The organism is Achromobacter sp. ACM03 (genome assembly GCF_014851665.1).
Classification (GTDB): Bacteria; Pseudomonadota; Gammaproteobacteria; order Burkholderiales; family Burkholderiaceae_B; genus Achromobacter; species Achromobacter aegrifaciens.
This window is the reverse complement of record NZ_JACVAD010000002.1, coordinates 968864-989544: the sequence shown is the minus strand read 5'-3', so window position 1 is coordinate 989544 and position 20681 is coordinate 968864. Positions and strand designations below refer to the sequence as shown.

Sequence of the window (20681 nt, the reverse complement as noted above, 5' to 3'; positions counted from 1 at the left end):
TGGATCACGTCACGGATGATCTGCATGGCGTCAGTCCCGGGCAACATCGGCGTGCAGCGCCTGACGCACCGGCCATGACTGCCAAAGCCAGGCGATCTCCGACACGGCCAGCAGCGACGCCATGCCCAGCAGAAAGATGAAGGTCCATCGGCTGACCGTCGGCAGCTTGCGCGGCGCGACGTGCGACAGGATGTTGGAGTACGCCGCCGGCGCCAGGACCCGGTCCCGGCCTCCCAGGTCCGCCCGCCGCTGATAGACGAATTCGTACAATTCCTCGCGATAGCCGCGCAGCCGTTGCGCCGCATCCGCACCGCGATAGCGGCCCTGAAACCCCACCGCCAGCGCAAACAGGTACAGGCGGGCGATGCTGCGGCGCGATGGCTCGCGCCCCGACAACAATTGCTCGATGCGCTGGAAAACCAGATCGCCCGCCACGTTGGTGCGGAACAAGTTGGATTCGAGCAGATAGGCGGTCCAGCGGTCACGCCCCGCCCACTCGGCATTCAACAGGATCTCATCGGCCAGGACCGCCTTCAGGTAGCGCGCGTCGGCCAGGTTCTCGGCGTCGAACCGGGTGCTGTCACGGCGTGCCTGCAATGTCTGGATCTCAAGCAGGCTCAGCATGTGCCGGCTGAGCTCCTGCGCCGCAGCCTCGGCCGATGGCGCCTCGCCTGCCGACACCCGCATCCGCACTCTCTCCAGTTCGTCCAGAAACCCGCGGAACTGGCTGGTCACCAGGTCGTCTTCGTCCCCATCGGGCCGATTGCGTGTCAGATTCGCCATGATCTCCCTTCCCTCAGCCCTTCACGAACAACAGCATTTCCTGGGGCCGCTGCGCACTTTCGCCCTCGTTGGAATTGGCGATCAGCAATGGCTCATCGCCCTGCACCAGGCCCGAGGCGGCCTGGATCTCGAACAACAGGTATCCCGAGCCCGAACGCAGGCCCAGTTCTTCGGCGTACTCGACATTGCGCCGTACAGCCCCCAGCACGCGACGGCTGCGCAACGATGGATAGACAGGCTGGGACCCGATGACCGCCCCTGCCATCCACGCCAGCAGGTCGCGGTCCGATTGGCCCCGCACGCCGATCACGAGCCGCTCCCCTATCCATTCCGGGCGCAGCTTCAGTGCGAAGGCGCCGTGGTCGAAGTCGAACTTGTACTGGCGGAAATCCTCGTTGATCTCGGAGCTTGCTTCCCGCAGAAAGCGCAGCATGGGCGTAAAGACGGAAAGCGGATCCGCATGGTCGTAGTCGGGTGGCGGCGGCGATATCGCGCCAGGCTTGAGCAGGCATAGCGATCCCGCCAGGGACGCCAGCGCCAGATACAAGGTCCAGGGGTGCAGATGCGGCGTGCGCAGGACGGCCTCGGCCATGGGCAAGCCTGCGAGCAGGCTGCGCAACCTGTCCCTGAGCTCCAATTGGGTCAGCCGGTCATCCACCCGGGACGATGGATTGGCCGTCTGCCGGGCGATGAAGGCAGCCTTGCCGCGCAACTGGCCCAGCAACGCCGAGGCCGCGACCCAGAGCGGGTTGTCGTGTTGCACTTCCAGCAGCGGCGGCAGGCGTTCGCCAACCCTGACGACCTCATTGTCCTTGTAGAGCGATCCCAGGCGCAGCGCCACGAACTGCGCGGCAGGCACGTCCCCGGCGGACAACGCCAGGTTGGGCAGCAGGCGCGAGATATCCGCCGCAGGGGCGTCGGACACCTGGTCCTCTACCGGCGCCCCGGCCACGGAACGGAATCGGCGGACTTGCCCTTCGCGTCGGGCCAGGGTCGCGACGGGCAAGGTCACGTAAAAGTCGATCGGACCGTCGGCCAATTGCGCCGCATGGGAATCCAGCGCCAGTTCCAGTCTTTCCGCCGTGTCCGTTCGCGCGGCATAGGCAATGGCAGTGCCGTCCGGCATGATCGCTTCCAGCTCCAGAACCCGCACGATGCCGGCGGGTAACAGTCCGCTGTCCAGCACCAGCCGGCGCACGCCCCAGCTGAAGGGCGCCGCCGCCAGCGTCTGCCACGCCACCAGCGTGTCGACGCGCGAGGCCAGCAACTGGAAGTGCTGGGGCGCCAGCAGCATGCCTTCATGCCATTCCACGGCATCCGTCACCACAGTTTGAAGGCGGGTCATGCGGCGGCCCTCCTGGCATGCGCACAGGGCGCGCCGGGCAAGAATCGAAACCTATTCATCATTGGCCCGCCGTCACGGTAAATCCCTTGTTCTCCAGGCGGATCAGCAGCCGGCCGCTGAACGCGTCCACCCGCGCCCGATGAGCGCCCGGCGCCGCATAGCGCGCAAACACGAATGCCCCCGCCACGCGCGGGCCTTCGAGTTTGTCTCCGGGTACGCTCAGATGCTGGCCCGGAACCACCTCCCAACCTTCATATCGCAATCCCTGCGGATAGGTGTTGAGCAGGTCGTCCTTCCCGGCGAACCACTTGGCTGCCGTCAGTTCGGCAAAGCGCGCCAAGAGGGCTTCGTCCTTGACCAGCACCAGGTCGACCGCCACCGGACTATCGCCATTCGCGTCCGTGGCCGCGGATACCACCACCTGCTTCCACGCCGGCTTTTCGCCCTTGAAATAGTCCAACCCCAACGCGGAACATCCCGTCAGGGCCGCCATCAGCATCAATACCCCGCCTCGCGCAGCGCGCCATGCCCACCCCGTCGCTCTCATCACCTGGCTCCCAACCCGATACCCAACAATACGATCAGCAATCCCGCCAGCACCATGCAACTTCCCATCAGCATCAGCTGCATGCCGGAAAAGGCCAGTTGCAAAGGAGCGCGCCCCGCCGTCCCGTCGCGCCCGGCCGCCCGTTCGGACGAAAGGCCGTCCGACACCCAGGCCACGACCACGCACACGCATAGCAGGCTGAGCACCGTCCGCAATCCATCGCACAGCAGGTCAATGGCCACGAACAACACGCCTGCAGCTTCCACCGGCAGCTCGAGCAGCCCCAGCGTCAAGCCCGCGAACGCCACGTTCGCCGCCCCGCCATGTCCTGCCGACACGAAGGCCGCCGCCATCGAACCCGCCGCGACCAGCACGAGTTCCGCGCCGCCCAAAGGCCTGCCGTAAAGATTCGCGACGAATAGCGTCACCAGCGCGAAATACAGCGCCGCCCCGCCCCTCAGGAATACCGCACCGAAGGGCAAGGCAAGCTCAGCCACGCCGCGGCTGAATCCCAGGCGCGCGCTCATGACTTCGATGGCATGCGGAACTGGCGCTGTCGCGCTGCCGGAGGCCAGCCCGACCAGCAGCGGTCCTTTCATCTCCGCCAACACGGACAGGAACGGCAGGCCTGCGCGGGCCGATATGACGGCCATCGCCGCGATCGACAGCACGATCGCCGACAACATGAAGCACAACAGGAAGCCGCCCATGGCGCCCAGCGTGGCCGCCTGCGCGTTCGACGTCAGATACGCGCTGGCGCCAAACGCCAGGACCGGAATCAGCAGATTTGCCCGGTCGATGATGATCCCCAACGCCCGGTACGAGCTTTCAAAGATTCCATCGAGCAACGCGGTACGCTCGCGCGACAACGAAGCGAAGGCCAACCCGAACAACAGCGTCGCCACCAGAATTCCCAGCGTGTTCCCCTGCGCCAGCACGCGAAAGAAGTTGTCGGGCAGCAGCCCACGCATCACGCTCTCCCGCCGCGATGCGCCATCGCCCATTGCCGCGCCGGCATCCGGCGATTCCATCAGGCTGACGCTGTTCTCGGACAGCGCATTGCCCTCGTTCCAGACCAGCTCGCCCAACTGGGCATGTTCCTGCGGGCTCAGGTGCTTGCCCGGCATGACGGCCGCGCCCAGCAGGGTGCCGCTCACGGCGCACGCGCCCACCAGCGCCACCGCCAGGGCCGCGGTCAGCGCAATCCGCCTGCCCGGGCGCGGCATATCCAGCACCTGGCGCAAACCGAAGAAGATCGCCACCACCAGCAAGGGCATAGCGGCCATGTTCACCACCACCAGGTAGAGCTTGCCGACCAGGTAGGCGGCGTGCCCCAACGGCTGCGCCATGACGCCCGCCAACGCCCCGGTCGCCATGCAGAAGGCCAGCAATACGGTGCTGCCGGAGAGGCGGTTCAAGGCGCTCATGCGGACACGTTCCAACCGCGCGTCAACGCATAGCGGACGGTTGCCGCCGCCAGCTCCTGCGTGCTGTCGATCAGCGGCATGGGCGCGTGCGCGATCGCCCCCGCAGCCAAGGGAATCTCCGTGCACCCCATCACGGCCGCCGTCGCCCCGCCGGCTTCGAGCTGCCGCAACGCCAGTTCCAGCTGGCTCGCAGCCGCCGTCAGGTCTCCCGCCTTGACCTGCGCGATGCAGGCGGTGATCCGCGCCTGCTCCACGGCGCCCGGCACCAGGAAATCGATACCTCGTTCGCGCAGGCTCGCCTGGTAGAAGCCCGACACCAGCGTGCCGCGCGTGGCCAGCACCGCGACCTTGCCGCCTTGCGGCACGGCGTCGGCGCAAACCTCGCCGATATGCAGCATGGGCGCCGCGCTGCGCCGCTGCATTTGCTGGTACCAGTGGTGTGCCGAGTTGCACGGCACCACCAGCAATCCGACGCCGCTGCGATTGAGCAGGTCTACGCCCGCGTACAACGCCGGCAACGGATCCAGGCCATCCCCCAGGATCGCGGAAGAACGGTCTGGCGTATGCGGCAGGTTCGCCACCACCATGGGCAGATGATCCTGGTCGCGCGCGCCGTGTGTCAGGCGAACAATGCGTCCCATGAAGTCCACCGTCGCCAACGGCCCCATGCCCCCAAGCACTCCGATCATCGTCATCGCGGCCTCCTATACCCGCAGCGGCCGCGGGCAAATGACCGACACCGCCGCCGAGTTGCCGATCACCAGGATCAGGGTGCGCAACATGTCGCATAGCGGATCGATGGCCAGGAAGAGAATGAAGGCGGCCTCGAACGGCAACCCCAGATAGGCGCAGGTGATCCCGATGAGCGACACGGTCACCAAGCCCGTCATGCCGGCCGACGCAAAGCCGGCCAGCACCGACACCAGCAACACCGTGGCCACCTCGCCTACGCCCAGCGGGCGTCCATACAGCTGCGCAATGAACAGCGTCGCGCATACGTAATAGACCATCGGCCCGACCCGCAGCAACGACACGGCCAGAGGCACAAGCAGTTCCACCCGCGCCCGGGCGAATCCGAGCTTGTCGGCCAGGCTTTCGATCATGCTCGGCATGCAGGCCGCGCTGTTGCGCGTCGCCAGCGCCAGCGCGAACGGCGCGCGCAGGGCTTCCAGCGTCACGGACAGCGGCTGGTTCGAACGCTTCCAGATGACTACCACCGCCAGCGACAACAGCAGCACGGCCACCGCAAAAAAGGCCAGAACGAACTGTGTCATCGCCTGCAGCGGCTCGATGCCAGACTTGGCCATCTGCGAGGCGCTCATGCAGAACAGGATCAGAGGCAGGGGCAGGCTGAGCCAGTGCATCAGCTTCTGGCAAGCGCAATACACGGTCTCGAGCACCTGGCTCAAGCCTACCGAAATGCGCTCAGGCACATAGCCCACCGCGATCCCGAACAACAACGCGAACACCAGCGACTTCAAGGCGTCGCCGCTGGCCAGCGCGGCGAAGATATTGGTCGGCACCAGGCTGCCGAGCAGGTCGGCCAGGGTCAACGTCTTGGCGGGCACATCGGCGCCGTACAGATTCATCACAGTGACGCTGGAGGCGGAATCGCTGCCGACGATGAGGCCGAATGCCTGCAACGTCGCGCTGGACAGGTCGGCGCCGGGGTTCAGGATGAGCAGCACGGCCGCCCCGACCAAGGCCACCAGCGCGGCGGTGCCGGCGAAGACCGCCAGCACGCGCAGAAAAAGACGCGATGCGCCGCCGTCGCGAAACAGGCGCTGCAGGCTGAATATCACCGCCGAGATCATGAACGGCAAGGTCGTCATCTTCAGGAAATCGACGTACACCTCGCCGATCAGCGACAGGCTGCGGGAAAATGCCGGCAGGTAAAGCCCGGCAAGGCCGCCCAGCACCAGGCTCCCCAGCACCAGCCAGGGATTGAGGACGATCGCGTAGAGTCGTTTCAGAGTCATGATGGTCCAGCTTGCGCCTGCCTCAGTGATTGGTGGCCTGCAAGACCACGTTGACGTCGAACCGCTCGCTGCGGTCCGCCAGGTACAGGTTGATAAAGCCCAGCAGCGCCTGATCCGACGCATTGACGGCCATGCCGAGCGTGTCCTCCAGATCCTGCAGCGTCACGACCCGCAACCGCAGCGAAGCCGTGGGATCGATCTTCAGCACGCGCTTGACCTCGAATTCGTCACGGTAGGCGGCGGTGACCTCTCCGCTGTCCAGCGCGGCCAGCACGGCCTGCCAGGTGGGGTATTGCCGCACATCGGCCTGCGGAAAGTTGGCCGTCACGTAATCCGCATAAGAGGATTTGGCCACCACGCCGATCGTGCCGGTATAGGCGCGTATCACCTCCGGCACCGAGCGGCCCCGCGCCAGTTGCGCGAACTTGACGCGGTTGAGCAGCAGGGCGCGCTTGAGCGACAGGTATGGCGCGCTGAAGCTGACGACCCGCGCCCGCGATAGCGTGCGCGACAGCTTGCTGATGGCAAGGTCCGCCTGGCCTTCGGCCAGCAGGGTCACCACGCCGTCGAAGGTCTGGGCCTGGCGGTTGAAGCGCACCCGCACTCCCAGCTTCTGCGCGATCTCCCGCGCGAAATCCACGTCAAAGCCACTCAGCTTTCCATTCCGTTCTTCGAAGAACGGCGGCTGGTCCACGCCCAGCAATGCGACCACCAGTTCCCCCCGGTTGATGATCCGGGCAAACTCAGGCGCCAGCAGGGCGCCGTTGTCCATCCGCACCACGCCGGTCTGCGCCTGAGCGGCCGCGCCCCAGGACATGGCCGATGCCGCGCAGAAGAACGTCGCCAGCACGGCGAGACGAACGGACCGGAACAGGGTTTTCAATAGGTGCAACATGCAAGGCTCCGGCCTGTCAGTAGCCAAAAGGAAGAAGCGGGGAACTCAGTCATGGCGGTCCGCCTTGGGCGCCGCGGCCTCTACGGTGGCGGGCGCGGCGGCGGCGATACCCGGCGGCGCGGCTGGCGGTTCCGACAGGCGGGCTCCGATCTGGAAGCCCAGCAAGAACAGCAGCACGCAGAGCAGGACGGCGCAGGCCAGCGTGACGGTCAACATGCGGGGAGTCAGGGAGAATACGTAAGACATGCGTTCACATCCTCAGGGAACCAAAGTCGTGACCTGCGCGGGCGCCGTGATCCGGATCAGTCCGCCCCAGGTGCAGAGCAGCATCGACGCGTCCTGCAAGGCGGGCTTGCCGCCGATCAGCACAGTGGGTGAACCGGGCAGCCAGGGGCCGGGCGTAGCGGGCATGCAGGGCATGGGCGTCAAGGCGCCCAAGGCCGCGGCGGTGGCCGCGGCAACCGCCGGATTGCCCAGGCAACTGCACATGCCGAAAGGCGCCACATTGGCGACTGGCGCATGGTCCATGATGGTGGCAGCGGGCAACGCCCCCGCCAGCACGCCCGCAGGCATTACATTCAGCACGGACGGCGCCGCGCCAAAGCTGCACATCAGGGCCGAACCCGTGGTCACTTGCAGGGCCATGGCTATCCTCTGATCCACTTTTCCAGGCGCGCGCCGAAAGTGGGAGATGACGGTTCGGAGTCTGCCGGCTCCAGGCGGCGCCAAGGTTGCTCCGGCGCACCATTCACGTAACGGCGCTCGGCCAGCGCAGCGCCATCAGGCGCGTAACGGCGGGCGATGCCGTGCAATACCCCCGCGCGGTACGGAGACGCTGCCAACAGCGTGCCGTCCGCAGCGTAGTCACGCGTTTCGCCATCCAGGAGGCCCAGGCGATAGCTTTCGCGGCGGACCACGACACCATCTTGCAGGTATTCGGCCATGCCATCGAGCCTGCCCATCAGGTAGGTCTGCCGCAACGTCTCCAGGCCCGACTGCGCATATGCCACGCAGGGTCCGTGCAATAGCCCGAGCTCATACTGCTGGCGCGACGCCAGCTTGCCATCGCGATAGGACAGCGCTTCGCCATGCAACCTGCCCTCGGCGTAAGACGCGACACGCAGCAACGCGCCAAATTCGTCGTGTATCCGAAGCGAGCCGGACAGGCGGCCCTGCCGGAACTCCGCCTGCAGCAACACTTCTCCGTCAGCGCCATATCGCGTCATCGGGCCTTGCGCCACGCCGGCCTGCCAGGAACTGCGCGCCGAGAGGCGGCCGGCCTCGTCCAGCTCTTCCATGATCTGGATCTCGGGCAAGGAGGTATCGGAGCTATGCATGGCGCGCCTCAGTTGATCTTGACCAGGCCGCCCTTGAGCGCCAGCAGGCCGCCGCCATCGACGGTCTGCGTCGCCGTCGCCTTGTGTTCGATCGTCAGCGCCTTGTTGCTCAGCGTGGTTGCGGCTTGCGCGGTCAACGTCGACGCGCTTTTGATGCTGATGGAGCCTGTGACGTCGATGACAAGATTGCCGCTGACTTTCAGCGTGTAATTGCCGGCCACGTCCTGGGTGAATGCCGCCCGGTTGGCGTGCGTTTCCTCGCCATGGACCTCGACGCTGCGCGCGCCCTGCACCACATGCGATTCCTTACCCTTCTGTACCTCGATGCGGCGGTCTCCCCGCTTGACGATGCGGCTTTCATTACCGCCGACCTCCGTCTCAAGCGCGTCCTCGATGACGACCCGCATGTCCTTCTGCGCATGCAAGTACAGTTCTTCCGCATCGAGTTTGTCCTCCATGCGGATCTCATTGCCCGCCACGCCGCGCTTGGACGAGCGCGACCGCATGACGCTCTGCGTCTGCTCCGCCGGCAGCTGCACGGGCAAGGTCTGCTGCTTGTTGTAGACCGTACCCGTCACCAGAGGCCGGTCGGGGTCGCCATCGACGTAACTCACCACCACCTCCTGGCCGACTCGGGGCAGGAACCAATGCCCCCACCCCTGCCCCGCCACACTCTGCGATACCCGTACCCAGCAGGAGCTGTCCTGGTCTCGCGCGGGGCCGTCATCCCAATGGAACTTCAGCTTCACCCGCCCATGCGCGTCGGTCCATATCTCTTCACCCGCCAGCCCCACCACCTGGGCGGTATGCGTCCCGGTGACCATGGGCCGGGGCGTCACAGGCCTGGGACGGAACGGCACGGCCTCCGGCAGCACGTCAAAGCGGTTCCGGTATCCCTCCTGGGTCGCGTCGTGCGTGACGGCCCGCAGAACGTAGGACACATTCAGAGCGCTGTCCGGGTGACCGGCCAGTTCAAAGCGGGAACCGGCCGACAGGCCATGGCATCCGCTGACGCCGCTGCCCACCTGCCCGTCGGCCTGTTGCGCGGCCAGCCTGATGGCGGCCTTGCGGTCGCCGTCCGCGGCGTCGGCGTACTTGCCGGGATAGACATAGTGCCGGGCGTCGGGCAACAGCGCCGGCTTGCGCGATGCGGCAAGGGAAGTGCTCGCCGTGAGATAGTCATAGTCCGCCAGCACATGCCCCGGCGCCACGATGCCGTGCGCCATCTCGAACGCATGCACGCGGTCCGGGTCCGCCCCATCGTCCTTGTCCAGCGCGCACTGCAGGCGGGCGGCATGCGCATTCACGGAATGCGCGGCGGGGCTGTCGGCCAGCACCAGCGTATGCCTGCCATCGGCGCCGTCGAAGAAATAGAAGATTCCCTCTTCTTCCATCAGGCGGGAAATAAAGTCGAATGGACTTTCGTCGTACTGCACGCAATAGGGACGCCGCGGATAGGCGCCCGCTCCCAGCCGGGTCTCGAATGCCACCTCGTAGCGTCCCAGCGTTTCCTTGACGATGTCCAACGCGGTCTTGTTCTGGTGTATGGCACGGTCCCGCCCCAGCGTCAGCAGCCACAGGCGCGGCTGCAGTTCTGCCAGGTAGTAGGCATGCCCGCGGTCCGCGCCCAGGTGCACGAAGCGCGTGACGATTCCGTTGAAGTGCCGAGGCCGCTGACGCGGGCGCTGCAATGTCACCGTGACGGCCTTGCCGACGATCGCTCTCGCATCCAGCGCCTTGTTGGCCGACCTCATTCTGAGATCAAACCGGAACAGCTCCGACATCGCCTCGCGCCCGCTGAAGGATTCCAGCAACAGGACGTCCTTGCCGAACGGCGTGGATACCGAGGCAAACCAGTGGGCTTGGGTCTGATCGGCGGCCATGGGCTTATCCGGTCTCCGCGTCGCGGAATCGGAAATCGATCGCACCCGCGGGCGTCAGGCCCAGATGGACGCCGCCGAACGGCGCGGCCACGGAAATACGTTCCAGCACCTGGCGCGCCAGCTCCGGCAACACCGCCTGCGTCAGGATATGGTCCACATTGCGCGCCCCGCTGTCCACTTCCTTGCAACGCGCCGCGATCGACTGCGCCACGGCGTCGTCCCAGCTCAGGTTCGCGTGGTGGTTGCGCGCGAAACGCCGGGCCAGGCGTTCCAGCTTCAGATTGACGATGGCATTGATCTGGCTATCCCCCAACGGGTAGTAGGGAACCATCACCAGGCGGCCCAGGAACGCCGGGCTGAACTGCCGCAACAACGGGGCGCGCAAACGCTCGGCCAGGGCCTCTGGAGGGGGCCGCGCCCCGCCCCGGCAGGCATCGGTTATGACGTCCTGCGACGCATTCGACGTCAACAGGATCAGGGTGTTCTTGAAGTCGATGGAAACGCCCTCGCCGTCCTCCATGGTCCCTTTGTCGAACACCTGGAAAAAGAGCTCGAGCACGTCGGGATGCGCCTTCTCCATTTCGTCCAACAGCACGACGCTGTAGGGACGGCGCCGCACCGCTTCGGTCAGCACGCCCCCGCGGCCGTATCCCACATATCCTGGCGGCGCGCCTTTCAGGCCGGAAACGCTATGCGCTTCCTGGAACTCCGACATATTGATGGTGATCATGTTGCGCTCGCCGCCGTACAAGGTATCGGCCAGCGCGCACGCGGTCTCGGTCTTGCCGACGCCGCTGGGACCCAGCAGCAGGAACACGCCCACCGGTTTGCCAGGATCGTCCAGGTCCGCGCGGAAAGTACGGATGCGCCGGGCGATGGCGTCCAGGGCTTCGTCCTGTCCCACGATGCGTCCGGACAGTTTCTCCTGCAGATACAGCACGGTGTGCAGCTCATCGGCCAGCATCCGGCCCACCGGAATGCCGGTCCAGCCGGAAATCACTTTCGCCACGACCGAAGAGTCCACGCACACCGGCACGATGGGCTCGTCGTTCTGCATTGCCTCAAGGCCTTTTTCCAGGCGGGTCAGATTGGCGGTCAACGCGTCCAGGTCCTCTTCGTCCGCCGCCTTGTCGCTGCCGGCCACGACGCGGTCGGCGATACGGCGGCGCCAAGTCAGGATTTCAGCCACCGCGCTGCGTTCGGCTGCCAACTTCTCTCCCAGTCGGCGGTGCTGTTCGCGTTGATCCTCTATCTGACGCTGCGTCGCCGCGATCGCGTCATGACGGTCCGTGCCCGTGGCGGCCTCGTGGCGCAGTATGCGCAGCTGGTTCTCGGCCGCCTCTATAGCGCGCCCAAGGGCCTCGATTTCTTCCGGCTCCGCGCTCTGGCCGATCGCCACCCTGGCGCAAGCCGTATCCAGCACGCTGATCGCCTTGTCCGGCAACTGCCGGCCGGAGATATAGCGGTGCGACAGCTTCACGGCGTCCCTGACCGCGGCATCCAGGATCTCGACGCCATGATGGGCCTCCAGCCGTTGCACCATGCCGCGCAGCATTTCGACGGCCGCCGCCTCGGTGGGTTCTTCCACCTTGACGACCTGAAAGCGCCTTGCCAACGCCGGATCCCGCTCGACGTAACGCTTGTATTCGGCCCAGGTCGTGGCGGCGATGGTGCGCAATTCGCCGCGCGCCAAGGCCGGCTTGAGCAGATTGGCGGCGTCGCCCTGCCCTTCGCTGCCGCCCGCGCCTATCAACTGGTGGGCCTCGTCGATGAACAGGATGACCGGCGTCGCCGACGCCTTCACTTCACTGATCACCGATTTCAGCCGGTTCTCGAATTCGCCGCGCACGCCCGCCCCGGCCTGCAGCAGCGCCAGGTCCAGGGAGCGGACCGATACATTGCACAAGGCCGGAGGCACGTCGCCTTGCACGATGCGCTGCGCAAAGCCCTCGACCACGGCGGTCTTGCCCACGCCGGCCTCGCCCGTAAGAATGGGATTGTTCTGCCGGCGGCGCAGCAGCACGTCGACCAACTGCCGGATTTCCGCATCCCTGCCACGCACCGGGTCGATCGCCCCTTCGCGCGCCAGGGCCGTCAAGTCGATCGTATACAGCTCCAGCGCCGATTGGCGCGTCCCGCCCTCGCCCGGCGTCGGCATGGCAGGCGCGCCGCCGGCGGGCAAGCCCGCGGCTCCCGGCCCGGACGTCGGAGACGAGGTTCCAGCGTCTTCCGCGCTGCCCGCCAGGATGGACGGCAATGCCGCTCGCAAGTCGGCCCGGGAGATGTTCAGCAATCCCGGCGCCGACTCCAGCAGCAATCCGCGCAGGCTGTCGACCTCCAGCAACGCCAGCAGCAGGGTGCCGGACCGGATCTGCTGCTGCCCCAGCAGCATCGAACTGAGCAGCCATGCCTCCTGGAACATGGGAGGGAAATTCGGCGACAAGGACGGAGTGCGGCCGTTGCCCCGCTTGAATTGCTCCTGCGCGCGCTGCAATTGCGCCGACACGTCTTCCGCCCGGATCTGGTAATGATCCAGCACCGCTTTCAGATCGGGAGCGGCGGTTTCCAGCAGCGTCAGCAGCAGGTGCTCGACATCCACGTTGTAATGCGTCTGGCGCACGCACTGCTGCGCCGCCAGTTCCATCGCGTGCTTGCAGACCGGGTTGAGCCGGGCCAGCAGCGTGCGGATGTCGATATCCATGCCGGATTTGCCTTATGTACGGTTGGCCAATGGGGAAGCGGACGCCATGCGCGCCGTCAGGCGCACCGGCGCCGGAGCGAGGGTCTGCCGCTTAGCGGTGGCCCAGCTGGTCCACCCCAGCCGGGCTGCTGCCGCGCCGCCCAGCACGCACGCACCGGCGCGCGGCTGCGCGTGCAGCACGAAATCCACGTTCAGGTCTCTCCGGAGGTGACTGCGGATCAGCCACAGCGCCAGTTCGTGGTCCGCGCCCCCGGGTAACAGGCGCTCGAACCGGGCGGGACTCAGGTCCAGGAATTCGATACGGATCCCGGCCCCCTGGTCCCATACCCGGCGGCCCAGCGCCCGCGACGCATTCAACGCCAACCCCTTTCCGCCCAGGCGCGAATGATCCTTCGCGTCCAGCGTCCGCCATTGCCCGATGAATTGCCGGCCCAGCACCTTCAAGCCCAGACGGTCCGCCAGCAACGCCAGCAGCCCGGTCATCGATCGCGTCGCCACGCCCAGCAGACCGGCGTGCCTGACCCACAGGCGCTGGCCTTGCGGACCGGCCTCGTCGCGGGCATAGCCCAGGTCGCTCAGCGCATCCAGGCAGCCCACCAGCGCCGACGCATGCGGCGCGGACGCGTTAAGGCCCAGCGCGTGCTTCTTGCGGCTTCGGTAGAAGAAGGACAGGAAGCGGTGGTTGAAGATATCCAGGAAATCTGCGGTGGCGTGATCCCGCGACGCCCGCCGCTGCAGCACCAGTTCGGTGTACGCCAAGGGCAACGGACTGCTGGCGCCGGCAAGTGTCATCACCGGCGTAGTCAAGGCGTAGCGTGTCTGCATGGCCTGGCCCCAACGCCCCGCGTCCTGCTTCCGGGCGATGGCACGCACGTCGCTGGCCTCGAACGCGACCGACACATGCCCATGCAGGCGCACAGCCTCGCCGTCGCCATTTCCGCGGCCCAGCGGCGCGGCCGCTGGCGTCGCGCGCTCCAGCAGGGCGATCGCCTGGAACAGGTTGTAGCGTTGCGGGCGGGAGAGCAGCCGGGCGATCATAGCGATTGCTGGTAACCCGTCATGGGCTGCCACTGCTTCCATATTTCGTCGCCCCGGCGCACCGCCAGCCGCACGAACGAATTGACCGATGTATACATCGCGAAGAACCGCGCCAGCACTGCGCCCAGCAGCAGCGGCGATCCTCCCACGAACGCATCGGCGTCGAACTCCACCGTGACTTCCATGCCGTGGCAGAAGCCGCGCCAGGCATCCTTGCCCACATGCGCCGTGACTGGGCGCGCACTGACGCCCTTGAGGCCGCGGATCAGATCCTGCTCACGCGTGCTGCCAGACGCGAACAACTGCAGGATCTGCTGCAGGCGTTTGTGTCCGGTCGATGACTCCACCAGCGACTGCTGATTCAACGTCAGCAGCGACACCAGGCGCCACAGCGCGTCGCCGCCCAAGGGCGGGTTGCGCTGCGCGGTGGGCTCGTACAGGCATTGCACCGATACGTTCTGCGCCACGCGCTCGAACACCATGCGGGCGCCCACTGGCACCTGCTCGGCAAGGCGCCGGTTGGTGCAAAGCAGATTGGCGTAGACCACGGGTTCAACGGGCCGGCGAATCTCGTTGCGGGCATCCACGAAGCTCAGGAACATGTCGGTGCCGCTTACGCGGTCACGCAGGCTGTGTTCCCTTCGGGCAGACCAGAACAACGTACCGCGAGCGGCGTCCGCGTGCTCGACCTCCGCATAGCTGGGCACGGGAATCGAGCGCTCGGCCGCCGGATCGGACAGGATCACGGACAGCACCGAATGCACTTCCGTCGTCTCGTCACGGCGCTTGTCGGCCACCAGGCGATATTCGTAATGGCTATCGTCGATCGTGACCGGTTCGCTGGTCTGCGCGTACAGGTTGATCACCGGCGTGCAACCCAGGCGGAAATGCTGGGCGCCTATCGCGCCCAGGCCGCGAGCCTGCCTGTCCAGGTGCAGCGCGATCTGGCAACGGCGCCCCTTGAACGGCAGCCCCCGCGGCAAATCCAGGTCAAAGAAATGGAACTTGCGCGGAAATGCAAAGTACTCCTGCATCAGGCCGTGCGCCGGCAATCCATTCGGCGGCTGCGGCAATACGCTCTCTTCCGGCGCATATCCCACTTCCCGCCAGGCCGTCAACGGCAGCGGCACAACGCCGCCCCCTTCGGCATAGAGCGATATGCCGGCCACGCCCGCCGCCAGCAACTCGTACAGCGGCATCGTCACCATCCAGTCGCCCTGCAGGTGGATGCGCAGGGTGCGGATTTCCAGCTCCGACAGCTCCACTCCGGAATCGCTTTCCAGCTCCAGGCGCAAAGCCTGGTCTTCAGAGAAGCCGGCGCTTCCTATCCTCAAGGGCCACAGCGTGGCATCCCAGGCGGTGCGGAACCGGCAAAGTTCGCCGGCCTCGGTCCGCGCCGCCAGGCCGCTATGCCGCGGCACGGGCAGTCCGGCCGTCACTTTTCCCTGGCTGCCGTCCAGAGCCAGCTGCACCACGGTCATCGACGGGATGGGCTGCACCAGCGTCGGACAGACGTTGTCCAGCATCGCGGCGGCGATCTGGGGAAACTCCTGATCCAGGTCGCGGTGCACCCGGGCCGCCAGGAACGCAGTGGCTTCTATCAGGCGTTCGGTATGCGGATCTGGCGATTCCGTGCCATGCAGCGCCAGCCTGGATGCCACCTTGGGATAGCGCAGCGCGAAGTCCGCCCCCTGATTGCGCAGATAGGACAGCTCGCGCTTGTAGTACTGCAGGATGCCATCGGACGCCAGATCGGTCATGACCCGCCCCCCGTCCCGCTCTGCGCGCCTGCCAGCAGTTCGAATGCCACGTGGTTCACCGCGCCGCCGATCCGCATGTCGGCCCGGATCTCCAGCCGGCATGGGCCTATCCCGTTCGCGGCGGGCGCCATGTCCACCGACACATTGGACAGGCGGGGTTCATAAAGGGCGATGGCCTGCTTGACTACAGCAGCGACGGCCTCGCGATCCGACGCCGACACCGGCGACCGCGCCGAGTAGTCGGGCACGCCGTAGTCGACCACCGTTGCCGCCGAGCGTGAAAAGGCCTCGAAATCCAGGCGCGAACGCGTGTTCAGCAGGCGCTCCAGGTCCCTGGCCACCGCCAGTCTCTGCGCGTCGGCCCCCGCCAGTTGCGACTCCGCATCAGCCGCCAGGCGGTCAAACAAGGGCACGGGCGAATAAAGGGTATCGGTCGGCATGTTGCGGGCGTTCCTGTACGTGCACCGGCGCCGCGCCCGCACATGCGGGAGCGGCGTCCGGCATTACTTCTTGGGCGCGGCGGTGGACTTGTTCGTCGCCAGGTCCCAGCCGAACGATGCCGTGCCAGCCTTGTTGCCGGCGGTGGCCTGCTGGGTGTATTCGATGGAGAGCTTGCTGAAGCACAACGTGAAGCTGTCGCTGCCGCCGCCCTCGCCCAGCGCGGAGTTGATGGACGAGACCATCGCATTGCCCAGTACGTACTTCACGTGCAACAGGAACGACCCGCTCTCGTTGCGGCCGATGAGTATGGTCGCGTCGTTCAGCTTGGCGCCGGACGCGCACGCGTTGTATAGCGCGGGCGTGGACTGGTCCATTACCTTGGTAAACGCCATTTCCGAGAAGCTGGGCCGGCCCAGGGCGCGCTCGGTGTTGGCCATGTCCATCGACATCGGCAACATCACGCCATGCGAGGCGCCCAAGAGGATGATCGCGTCGGCATGGCCGTCCAGAGTGGAGTTGCCTTTGATGTTGTTGATCTTGAGCAGGATGGTATCCATGGAATTCCGTGTTCGAAGAGGATTCGGTTGGCGCGCGCCGCCGGCTGGCGGCGCGCGGTTCGAAAGTTCAGGCAGCCGCGGCCGGCAGGTCTGCCACCAGGCGGATGGACGCGGTCAGCTCTTCCATCTGGAAATGAGGCTTGATGAAGCAGGTGGCGCGGTACGCGCCGGGCTTTCCGGGCACCTCCGTGACGTCGACGCGCGCCTCGCCCAGCGGATAGCTGGCCTTCTGTTCCTGCGAGGCCGAGGGGTTGATCAGCACGTAGTCCGCAATCCAGTTGTTCAGATAGTTCTCGACGTCCGTACGCGACTGGAAGCTGCCCACCTTGTCGCGCATCATCACCTTGATGTAATGCGCAAACCGCGACGCGGCCAGCACGAACGGCAGGCGTGATGACAGCTGCGCATTGGCATTGGCGGCATCCTTGTTGTAGACCTTGGGCTTGTTTGCCGTCTGGCTGCCGAAGAACGTGGCCTGGTTCGAGCCCTTGGCGTTCACGAACGCAATGAACCCCAGGTCGCTGAGTTCCTTTTCGCGGCGGTCCGTGATCGTCACTTCCGTCGGGCACTTGAGCGCGATGTCGCCTTCATCGGTCTTGTAGGCATGCGCGGCGATGCTCTCCACCTTGCCACCGCCTTCCACCCCGCGGATCGCGGTCGACCAGCTGTACTTGGCGAACGCGTCGGTGATGCGCAGACCCAGCTGGTAGGCGGAATTCGCCCACAGATACTTGCTGTGATCCGAGCCGTCGACGTCCTCTTCGAAGTTGAACGTATCGACCGGCTTGGTCTTGGCGCCGTAGGGCAGGCGCGCCGCATAAGACGGCAGCACCAGCGCCACGTAGCGGGAATCTTCCGACTCGCGGAAGCTGCGCCACATGGCGAGCTCGGCGCTTTCGAAGACCTTGGAGAGATCGCGCGTGACGCCGAGGTCCGTGTACGATTTCAGGTCGAAGAGGCTGGGCGCGGCAGAGGCGATGAACGGCGCGTGCGCGGCGGCCGCGACCTTGGAGATGCGTTCCAGTAGCGCCAGATCCTGCGGATGCCGGCCAAATGCGTAATCGCCTATCAGCACGGAATACGGACTGCCGCCGAACGTGCCGTACTCGTCTTCATAGACCTTTTTGAAGAGCAGGCTCATGTCGTGATCGACGGCCGACTCCAGGTCTTTCAGCAATTCCTTCTTCTTGACGTTCAACAGCCGCAGCTTCAGCCGCGAGCTCGTCTCGGTGCCATGGACCATATCGTGCAAGCCGGTCCACGATGCTTCGAGCGCCTGGAAGTCCGGCGCATGCATGATGGCATTCAGCTGATCCGTCAGCAGACGGTCGATTTCCGCCACGCGCTCATTGATCATCGCCACCACCGACTTGTCCGGGCTGGTGCGCATGCCTTCGTCCAGGATCTGGGACGCCAGCTGCCCGAGCAGTTTCTTCGCGTAGGAATTCTGCGACGGCTCCACCGCCATATTGCCTTCCTGCACGATGCGGTCCAGCAGGCTGAGTTCGCCCGCCTGCGCCGCTTCCTGCGTTGCGTTGCCTCCAACCGCCGCCGTATCGGCCGTCTGTTTGCTTGCCATGTTCGTCACCCTGAGAATTGAAATTGCCCGCGCGCGGCTTCGGCGCCAGGCCTGCCCTGCGCGCGCTGACGTTGCTGTCCGCGTTAGGCCGACGGCGCCGTTGCGGCCGGTTCGGCCACATCGCCGGCCGTCCCGCCAGCCTGCGCTTCGCTCTTGACGGCCTTGAGCTCCTCGGTGCTGCGCACGATGCGCTCAAGGATGGAGTCCAGCTCGTCATTGCCGTCCAGCTTGGCCAGCAGGTCGCGCAGTTGATGCCGCGCCTCCAGCAGCTTGGACAGCCGCGGCACCTGCTCGACCAGGGATTCGGGATGGAAGTCGGCGAACTTCTCGAAGTTCAGCTCAATGCGCAGATTGCCTTCGCCCTTGGCGGTGTCGGGCACGGACAGGTCCAGGCGCGGGCGGATCTTGCCCAGGATTTCGTCGAAATTGTCGCGGTCGATCTCGACGAAGCGGCGCTCTTTCAGCTTGGGCAGCGGCGTGGCCGGCTGACCCGAAAGATCCGCCAGCACGCCCACCACCATCGGCAATTCACGCTTCTCGATCGCGTCGCCGGTTTCAACGTCATACGTGATCTGAACCCGCGGCGGGCGGTTGCGGCCCACCCATTTCTGCAAGCTATTGGACATGACCCTCTCCGAAGAAACCACTCGTACCGCACAGCGAGCGCTGCGCTTTGCTGGTGCGAACAATAGCGCCGGCCTTCGGGGGCCACATCGGACTTTAGTCGTAGTATTTTGAAATTATCAGAAATTTCCATCCTGCTTTTGGATGAGAAATGACTTAGGCGCAACCTTGAAACTGCGGGCCCGACCCGCGTCAGCCCGGCTTCGCGGGGGAGCGTGTCCTTGCCAGAAAATTTCCCGAGGGCTGTGCTGACATCCACTGGATTTTCTCGACAATTTCTTTCGGGTTGCCCGTGGTGGAAACGAATTCATTGGCCTCTGGAGTGGCGGCTGCGGCATTGGCAACAGGTTCCCGCTTCGTCACGAGCAGGCAGGAGCGCGCCATGCCCATGTCCCTCGCAGGTCGTGCCTCGCGCAGAGCTCTCAAGTGGCTGGCCGGCAGAAACTCCCCACGGTGCACCAACTGGCGGCATTCGGCCACAAGCAGCCCGACGCTGGCGGCATAGCAGACTTTCGCCACATTCTTCGCGCCATGCAGGGTCGCGTTCTCGGGCGCGCGCCGGTACTCGAAAAAGGTCGAAACGTAACGCTCTGTGCCCGGAACGGACCCCAGGCTGCCGGGACCGGCACTATCCATCCAGACCATCAAGCCCTGGAGGTTGTACGACCAGAGCAAGAGAGACTGGCCTGGCCTCAGCTTGCCTATGCGCCAACCTACCGGCGGGGCGGGTTTGGAAAAGAACTGCCCCAGCGTCTCCGGCTTGCTCCGCACCCGATTTGTCTCCACCTTGTCCAGTATTGTCCTACCCAGAATCAGACTCATGAGCCACCCCTTCCTGTGCTCTGCCCTTGGCAGCAAGCCCGCAGGATAGCTACCGTCCGCGGGCCGCGCATGGGACTTTGGTCTTACTGGGGCAAAGACCCGAGGACGGCGCACGGACAGCGGCGGGGCATTGCCGCCCGTGCGCCGGATGGGGCCGGCCGTCTACTTTCCATACGTCGCGATCAGCGTTTCCAGCGGCACATGGCCCTGGCACAGTCCCGGATAACCGGGGCTTGCTCCCTCTTCCAACGAGATCGCATATTTGACCGCCGGGTCGCTTTCCAGCCGCTGCCGCAGCGCCGCCAGCCTGGGCCAGCGGGACTGGGCAGCGACCTCATGGAAATCCAGCCAGCGCGCAACGCCCACCAGCACGGCGTCCGCCAGAGTCGGACGATCGCCCATCAGGAACGGCGTCTCGCCCAGCATCGCTTCGAGCTTGTCATGGCGTTCTATGACGCGTTGCGCCCCCCACTCCCGCAGCGTTTTCTGCAAGGCCGGATCAGGCGGATCCATTTCCAGGGCGACCCAATGCGGGGTGAAGGCGGCGGTGAAACCAGTGTTCAGAAAAGCCATGAACTGGTGCATGCGGTCGGATTCCGGCGACAGCGGGTCAAAGCTGATCCTGCGCTCGTCATCACGGTTTTCGATCCAGCGCGCAATCGCCATGGTTTCCGTGAAAACCGCGCCCTGTTCGCTGACGAATGCAGGCGTCTCGTGGCGCGCGTTGATCCGCGCATAGGAGGGCAGACGCATTTCGCTCAGCATGTCCACGCGGCACAGGCGATAGGGTTTGCCCAGCCACTCCAGCGCAGCGACGAGCCCCATGGAACTTCCCAGCGGAAAGCCATAAACAAGAATGGGTTCCAAGATTTCTTTCTCCGTAGATGAGGGTCACGCTGCGCAGCGGATTGAATTCTACGGATCTGCTAGGCTAAGTAAATTACGCACATTTTTGTCACCATG

At 65.5% G+C, this 20681-nt stretch carries 20 protein-coding genes; all 20 read right to left on the bottom strand.

Annotated elements, in window-relative coordinates; translation table 11 throughout:
* Positions 1-30 precede the first annotated feature (30 nt).
* The 20 genes from IB257_RS12740 to IB257_RS12645 all read right to left on the bottom strand — a co-directional run bounded on the left by IB257_RS12740 (position 31) and on the right by IB257_RS12645 (position 20585).
* On the bottom strand, positions 31-774 hold the full coding sequence (locus IB257_RS12740) for a DotU family type IV/VI secretion system protein (RefSeq protein WP_054452301.1): 744 nt from the start codon (positions 772-774) through the stop codon (positions 31-33).
* Positions 775-796: 22 nt separating this feature from the next.
* Entirely contained in the window at positions 797-2128 is a 1332-nt protein-coding gene (tssK, locus tag IB257_RS12735; RefSeq protein ID WP_119451871.1) for a type VI secretion system baseplate subunit TssK, read from the bottom strand.
* 58 nt (positions 2129-2186) lie between these two features.
* Complete coding sequence (locus IB257_RS12730; RefSeq protein WP_175212569.1) at positions 2187-2627, bottom strand: hypothetical protein; 441 nt, start codon at positions 2625-2627, stop codon at positions 2187-2189.
* A gap of 47 nt (positions 2628-2674) precedes the next feature.
* Positions 2675-4102, bottom strand: coding sequence for a dicarboxylate/amino acid:cation symporter (locus IB257_RS12725; protein ID WP_192492379.1), 1428 nt, complete (start codon positions 4100-4102; stop codon positions 2675-2677).
* On the bottom strand, positions 4099-4797 hold the full coding sequence (locus tag IB257_RS12720) for an aspartate/glutamate racemase family protein (RefSeq protein ID WP_175180644.1): 699 nt from the start codon (positions 4795-4797) through the stop codon (positions 4099-4101). Before IB257_RS12720 ends, IB257_RS12725 begins: the two co-directional genes overlap by 4 nt.
* Before the next feature lie 9 nt (positions 4798-4806).
* On the bottom strand, positions 4807-6081 hold the full coding sequence (locus IB257_RS12715; protein WP_054451875.1) for a dicarboxylate/amino acid:cation symporter: 1275 nt from the start codon (positions 6079-6081) through the stop codon (positions 4807-4809).
* A gap of 22 nt (positions 6082-6103) precedes the next feature.
* Positions 6104-6976: an ABC transporter substrate-binding protein gene (locus tag IB257_RS12710; RefSeq protein ID WP_225588892.1), complete on the bottom strand. Its 873-nt coding sequence runs from the start codon at positions 6974-6976 to the stop codon at positions 6104-6106.
* A gap of 45 nt (positions 6977-7021) precedes the next feature.
* Entirely contained in the window at positions 7022-7222 is a 201-nt protein-coding gene (locus IB257_RS12705) for a hypothetical protein (protein ID WP_119451867.1), read from the bottom strand.
* Between the two features lie 12 nt (positions 7223-7234).
* The gene (locus IB257_RS12700; RefSeq protein ID WP_054451876.1) at positions 7235-7621 is read right to left on the bottom strand and encodes a DUF4280 domain-containing protein; all 387 of its coding nucleotides are present in this window, start codon (positions 7619-7621) and stop codon (positions 7235-7237) included.
* A gap of 2 nt (positions 7622-7623) precedes the next feature.
* Positions 7624-8313, bottom strand: a complete 690-nt coding sequence (locus tag IB257_RS12695) for a toxin-antitoxin system YwqK family antitoxin (RefSeq protein WP_119451865.1) — start codon at positions 8311-8313, stop codon at positions 7624-7626.
* Between the two features lie 8 nt (positions 8314-8321).
* On the bottom strand, positions 8322-10196 hold the full coding sequence (locus tag IB257_RS12690; protein WP_125472447.1) for a type VI secretion system Vgr family protein: 1875 nt from the start codon (positions 10194-10196) through the stop codon (positions 8322-8324).
* Between the two features lie 4 nt (positions 10197-10200).
* Complete coding sequence (tssH, locus tag IB257_RS12685) at positions 10201-12897, bottom strand: type VI secretion system ATPase TssH (RefSeq protein ID WP_192492378.1); 2697 nt, start codon at positions 12895-12897, stop codon at positions 10201-10203.
* A gap of 12 nt (positions 12898-12909) precedes the next feature.
* The gene (tssG, locus tag IB257_RS12680; RefSeq protein WP_225588891.1) at positions 12910-13935 is read right to left on the bottom strand and encodes a type VI secretion system baseplate subunit TssG; all 1026 of its coding nucleotides are present in this window, start codon (positions 13933-13935) and stop codon (positions 12910-12912) included.
* Positions 13932-15695, bottom strand: coding sequence for a type VI secretion system baseplate subunit TssF (gene tssF, locus IB257_RS12675; RefSeq protein ID WP_225588890.1), 1764 nt, complete (start codon positions 15693-15695; stop codon positions 13932-13934). Before tssF ends, tssG begins: the two co-directional genes overlap by 4 nt.
* Positions 15692-16135: a type VI secretion system baseplate subunit TssE gene (gene tssE, locus IB257_RS12670; RefSeq protein ID WP_054451881.1), complete on the bottom strand. Its 444-nt coding sequence runs from the start codon at positions 16133-16135 to the stop codon at positions 15692-15694. Before tssE ends, tssF begins: the two co-directional genes overlap by 4 nt.
* Positions 16136-16198: 63 nt before the next feature.
* On the bottom strand, positions 16199-16693 hold the full coding sequence (locus IB257_RS12665) for a type VI secretion system tube protein Hcp (protein WP_054451882.1): 495 nt from the start codon (positions 16691-16693) through the stop codon (positions 16199-16201).
* 67 nt (positions 16694-16760) lie between these two features.
* Entirely contained in the window at positions 16761-18272 is a 1512-nt protein-coding gene (gene tssC, locus IB257_RS12660; RefSeq protein ID WP_054451883.1) for a type VI secretion system contractile sheath large subunit, read from the bottom strand.
* Positions 18273-18355: 83 nt separating this feature from the next.
* Positions 18356-18898, bottom strand: coding sequence for a type VI secretion system contractile sheath small subunit (gene tssB / locus IB257_RS12655; RefSeq protein ID WP_054451884.1), 543 nt, complete (start codon positions 18896-18898; stop codon positions 18356-18358).
* 190 nt (positions 18899-19088) lie between these two features.
* Complete coding sequence (locus tag IB257_RS12650) at positions 19089-19718, bottom strand: hypothetical protein (RefSeq protein ID WP_119451862.1); 630 nt, start codon at positions 19716-19718, stop codon at positions 19089-19091.
* A gap of 162 nt (positions 19719-19880) precedes the next feature.
* Positions 19881-20585, bottom strand: coding sequence for a glutathione S-transferase family protein (locus tag IB257_RS12645; RefSeq protein ID WP_054451886.1), 705 nt, complete (start codon positions 20583-20585; stop codon positions 19881-19883).
* Between the last annotated feature and the right edge of the window lie 96 nt (positions 20586-20681).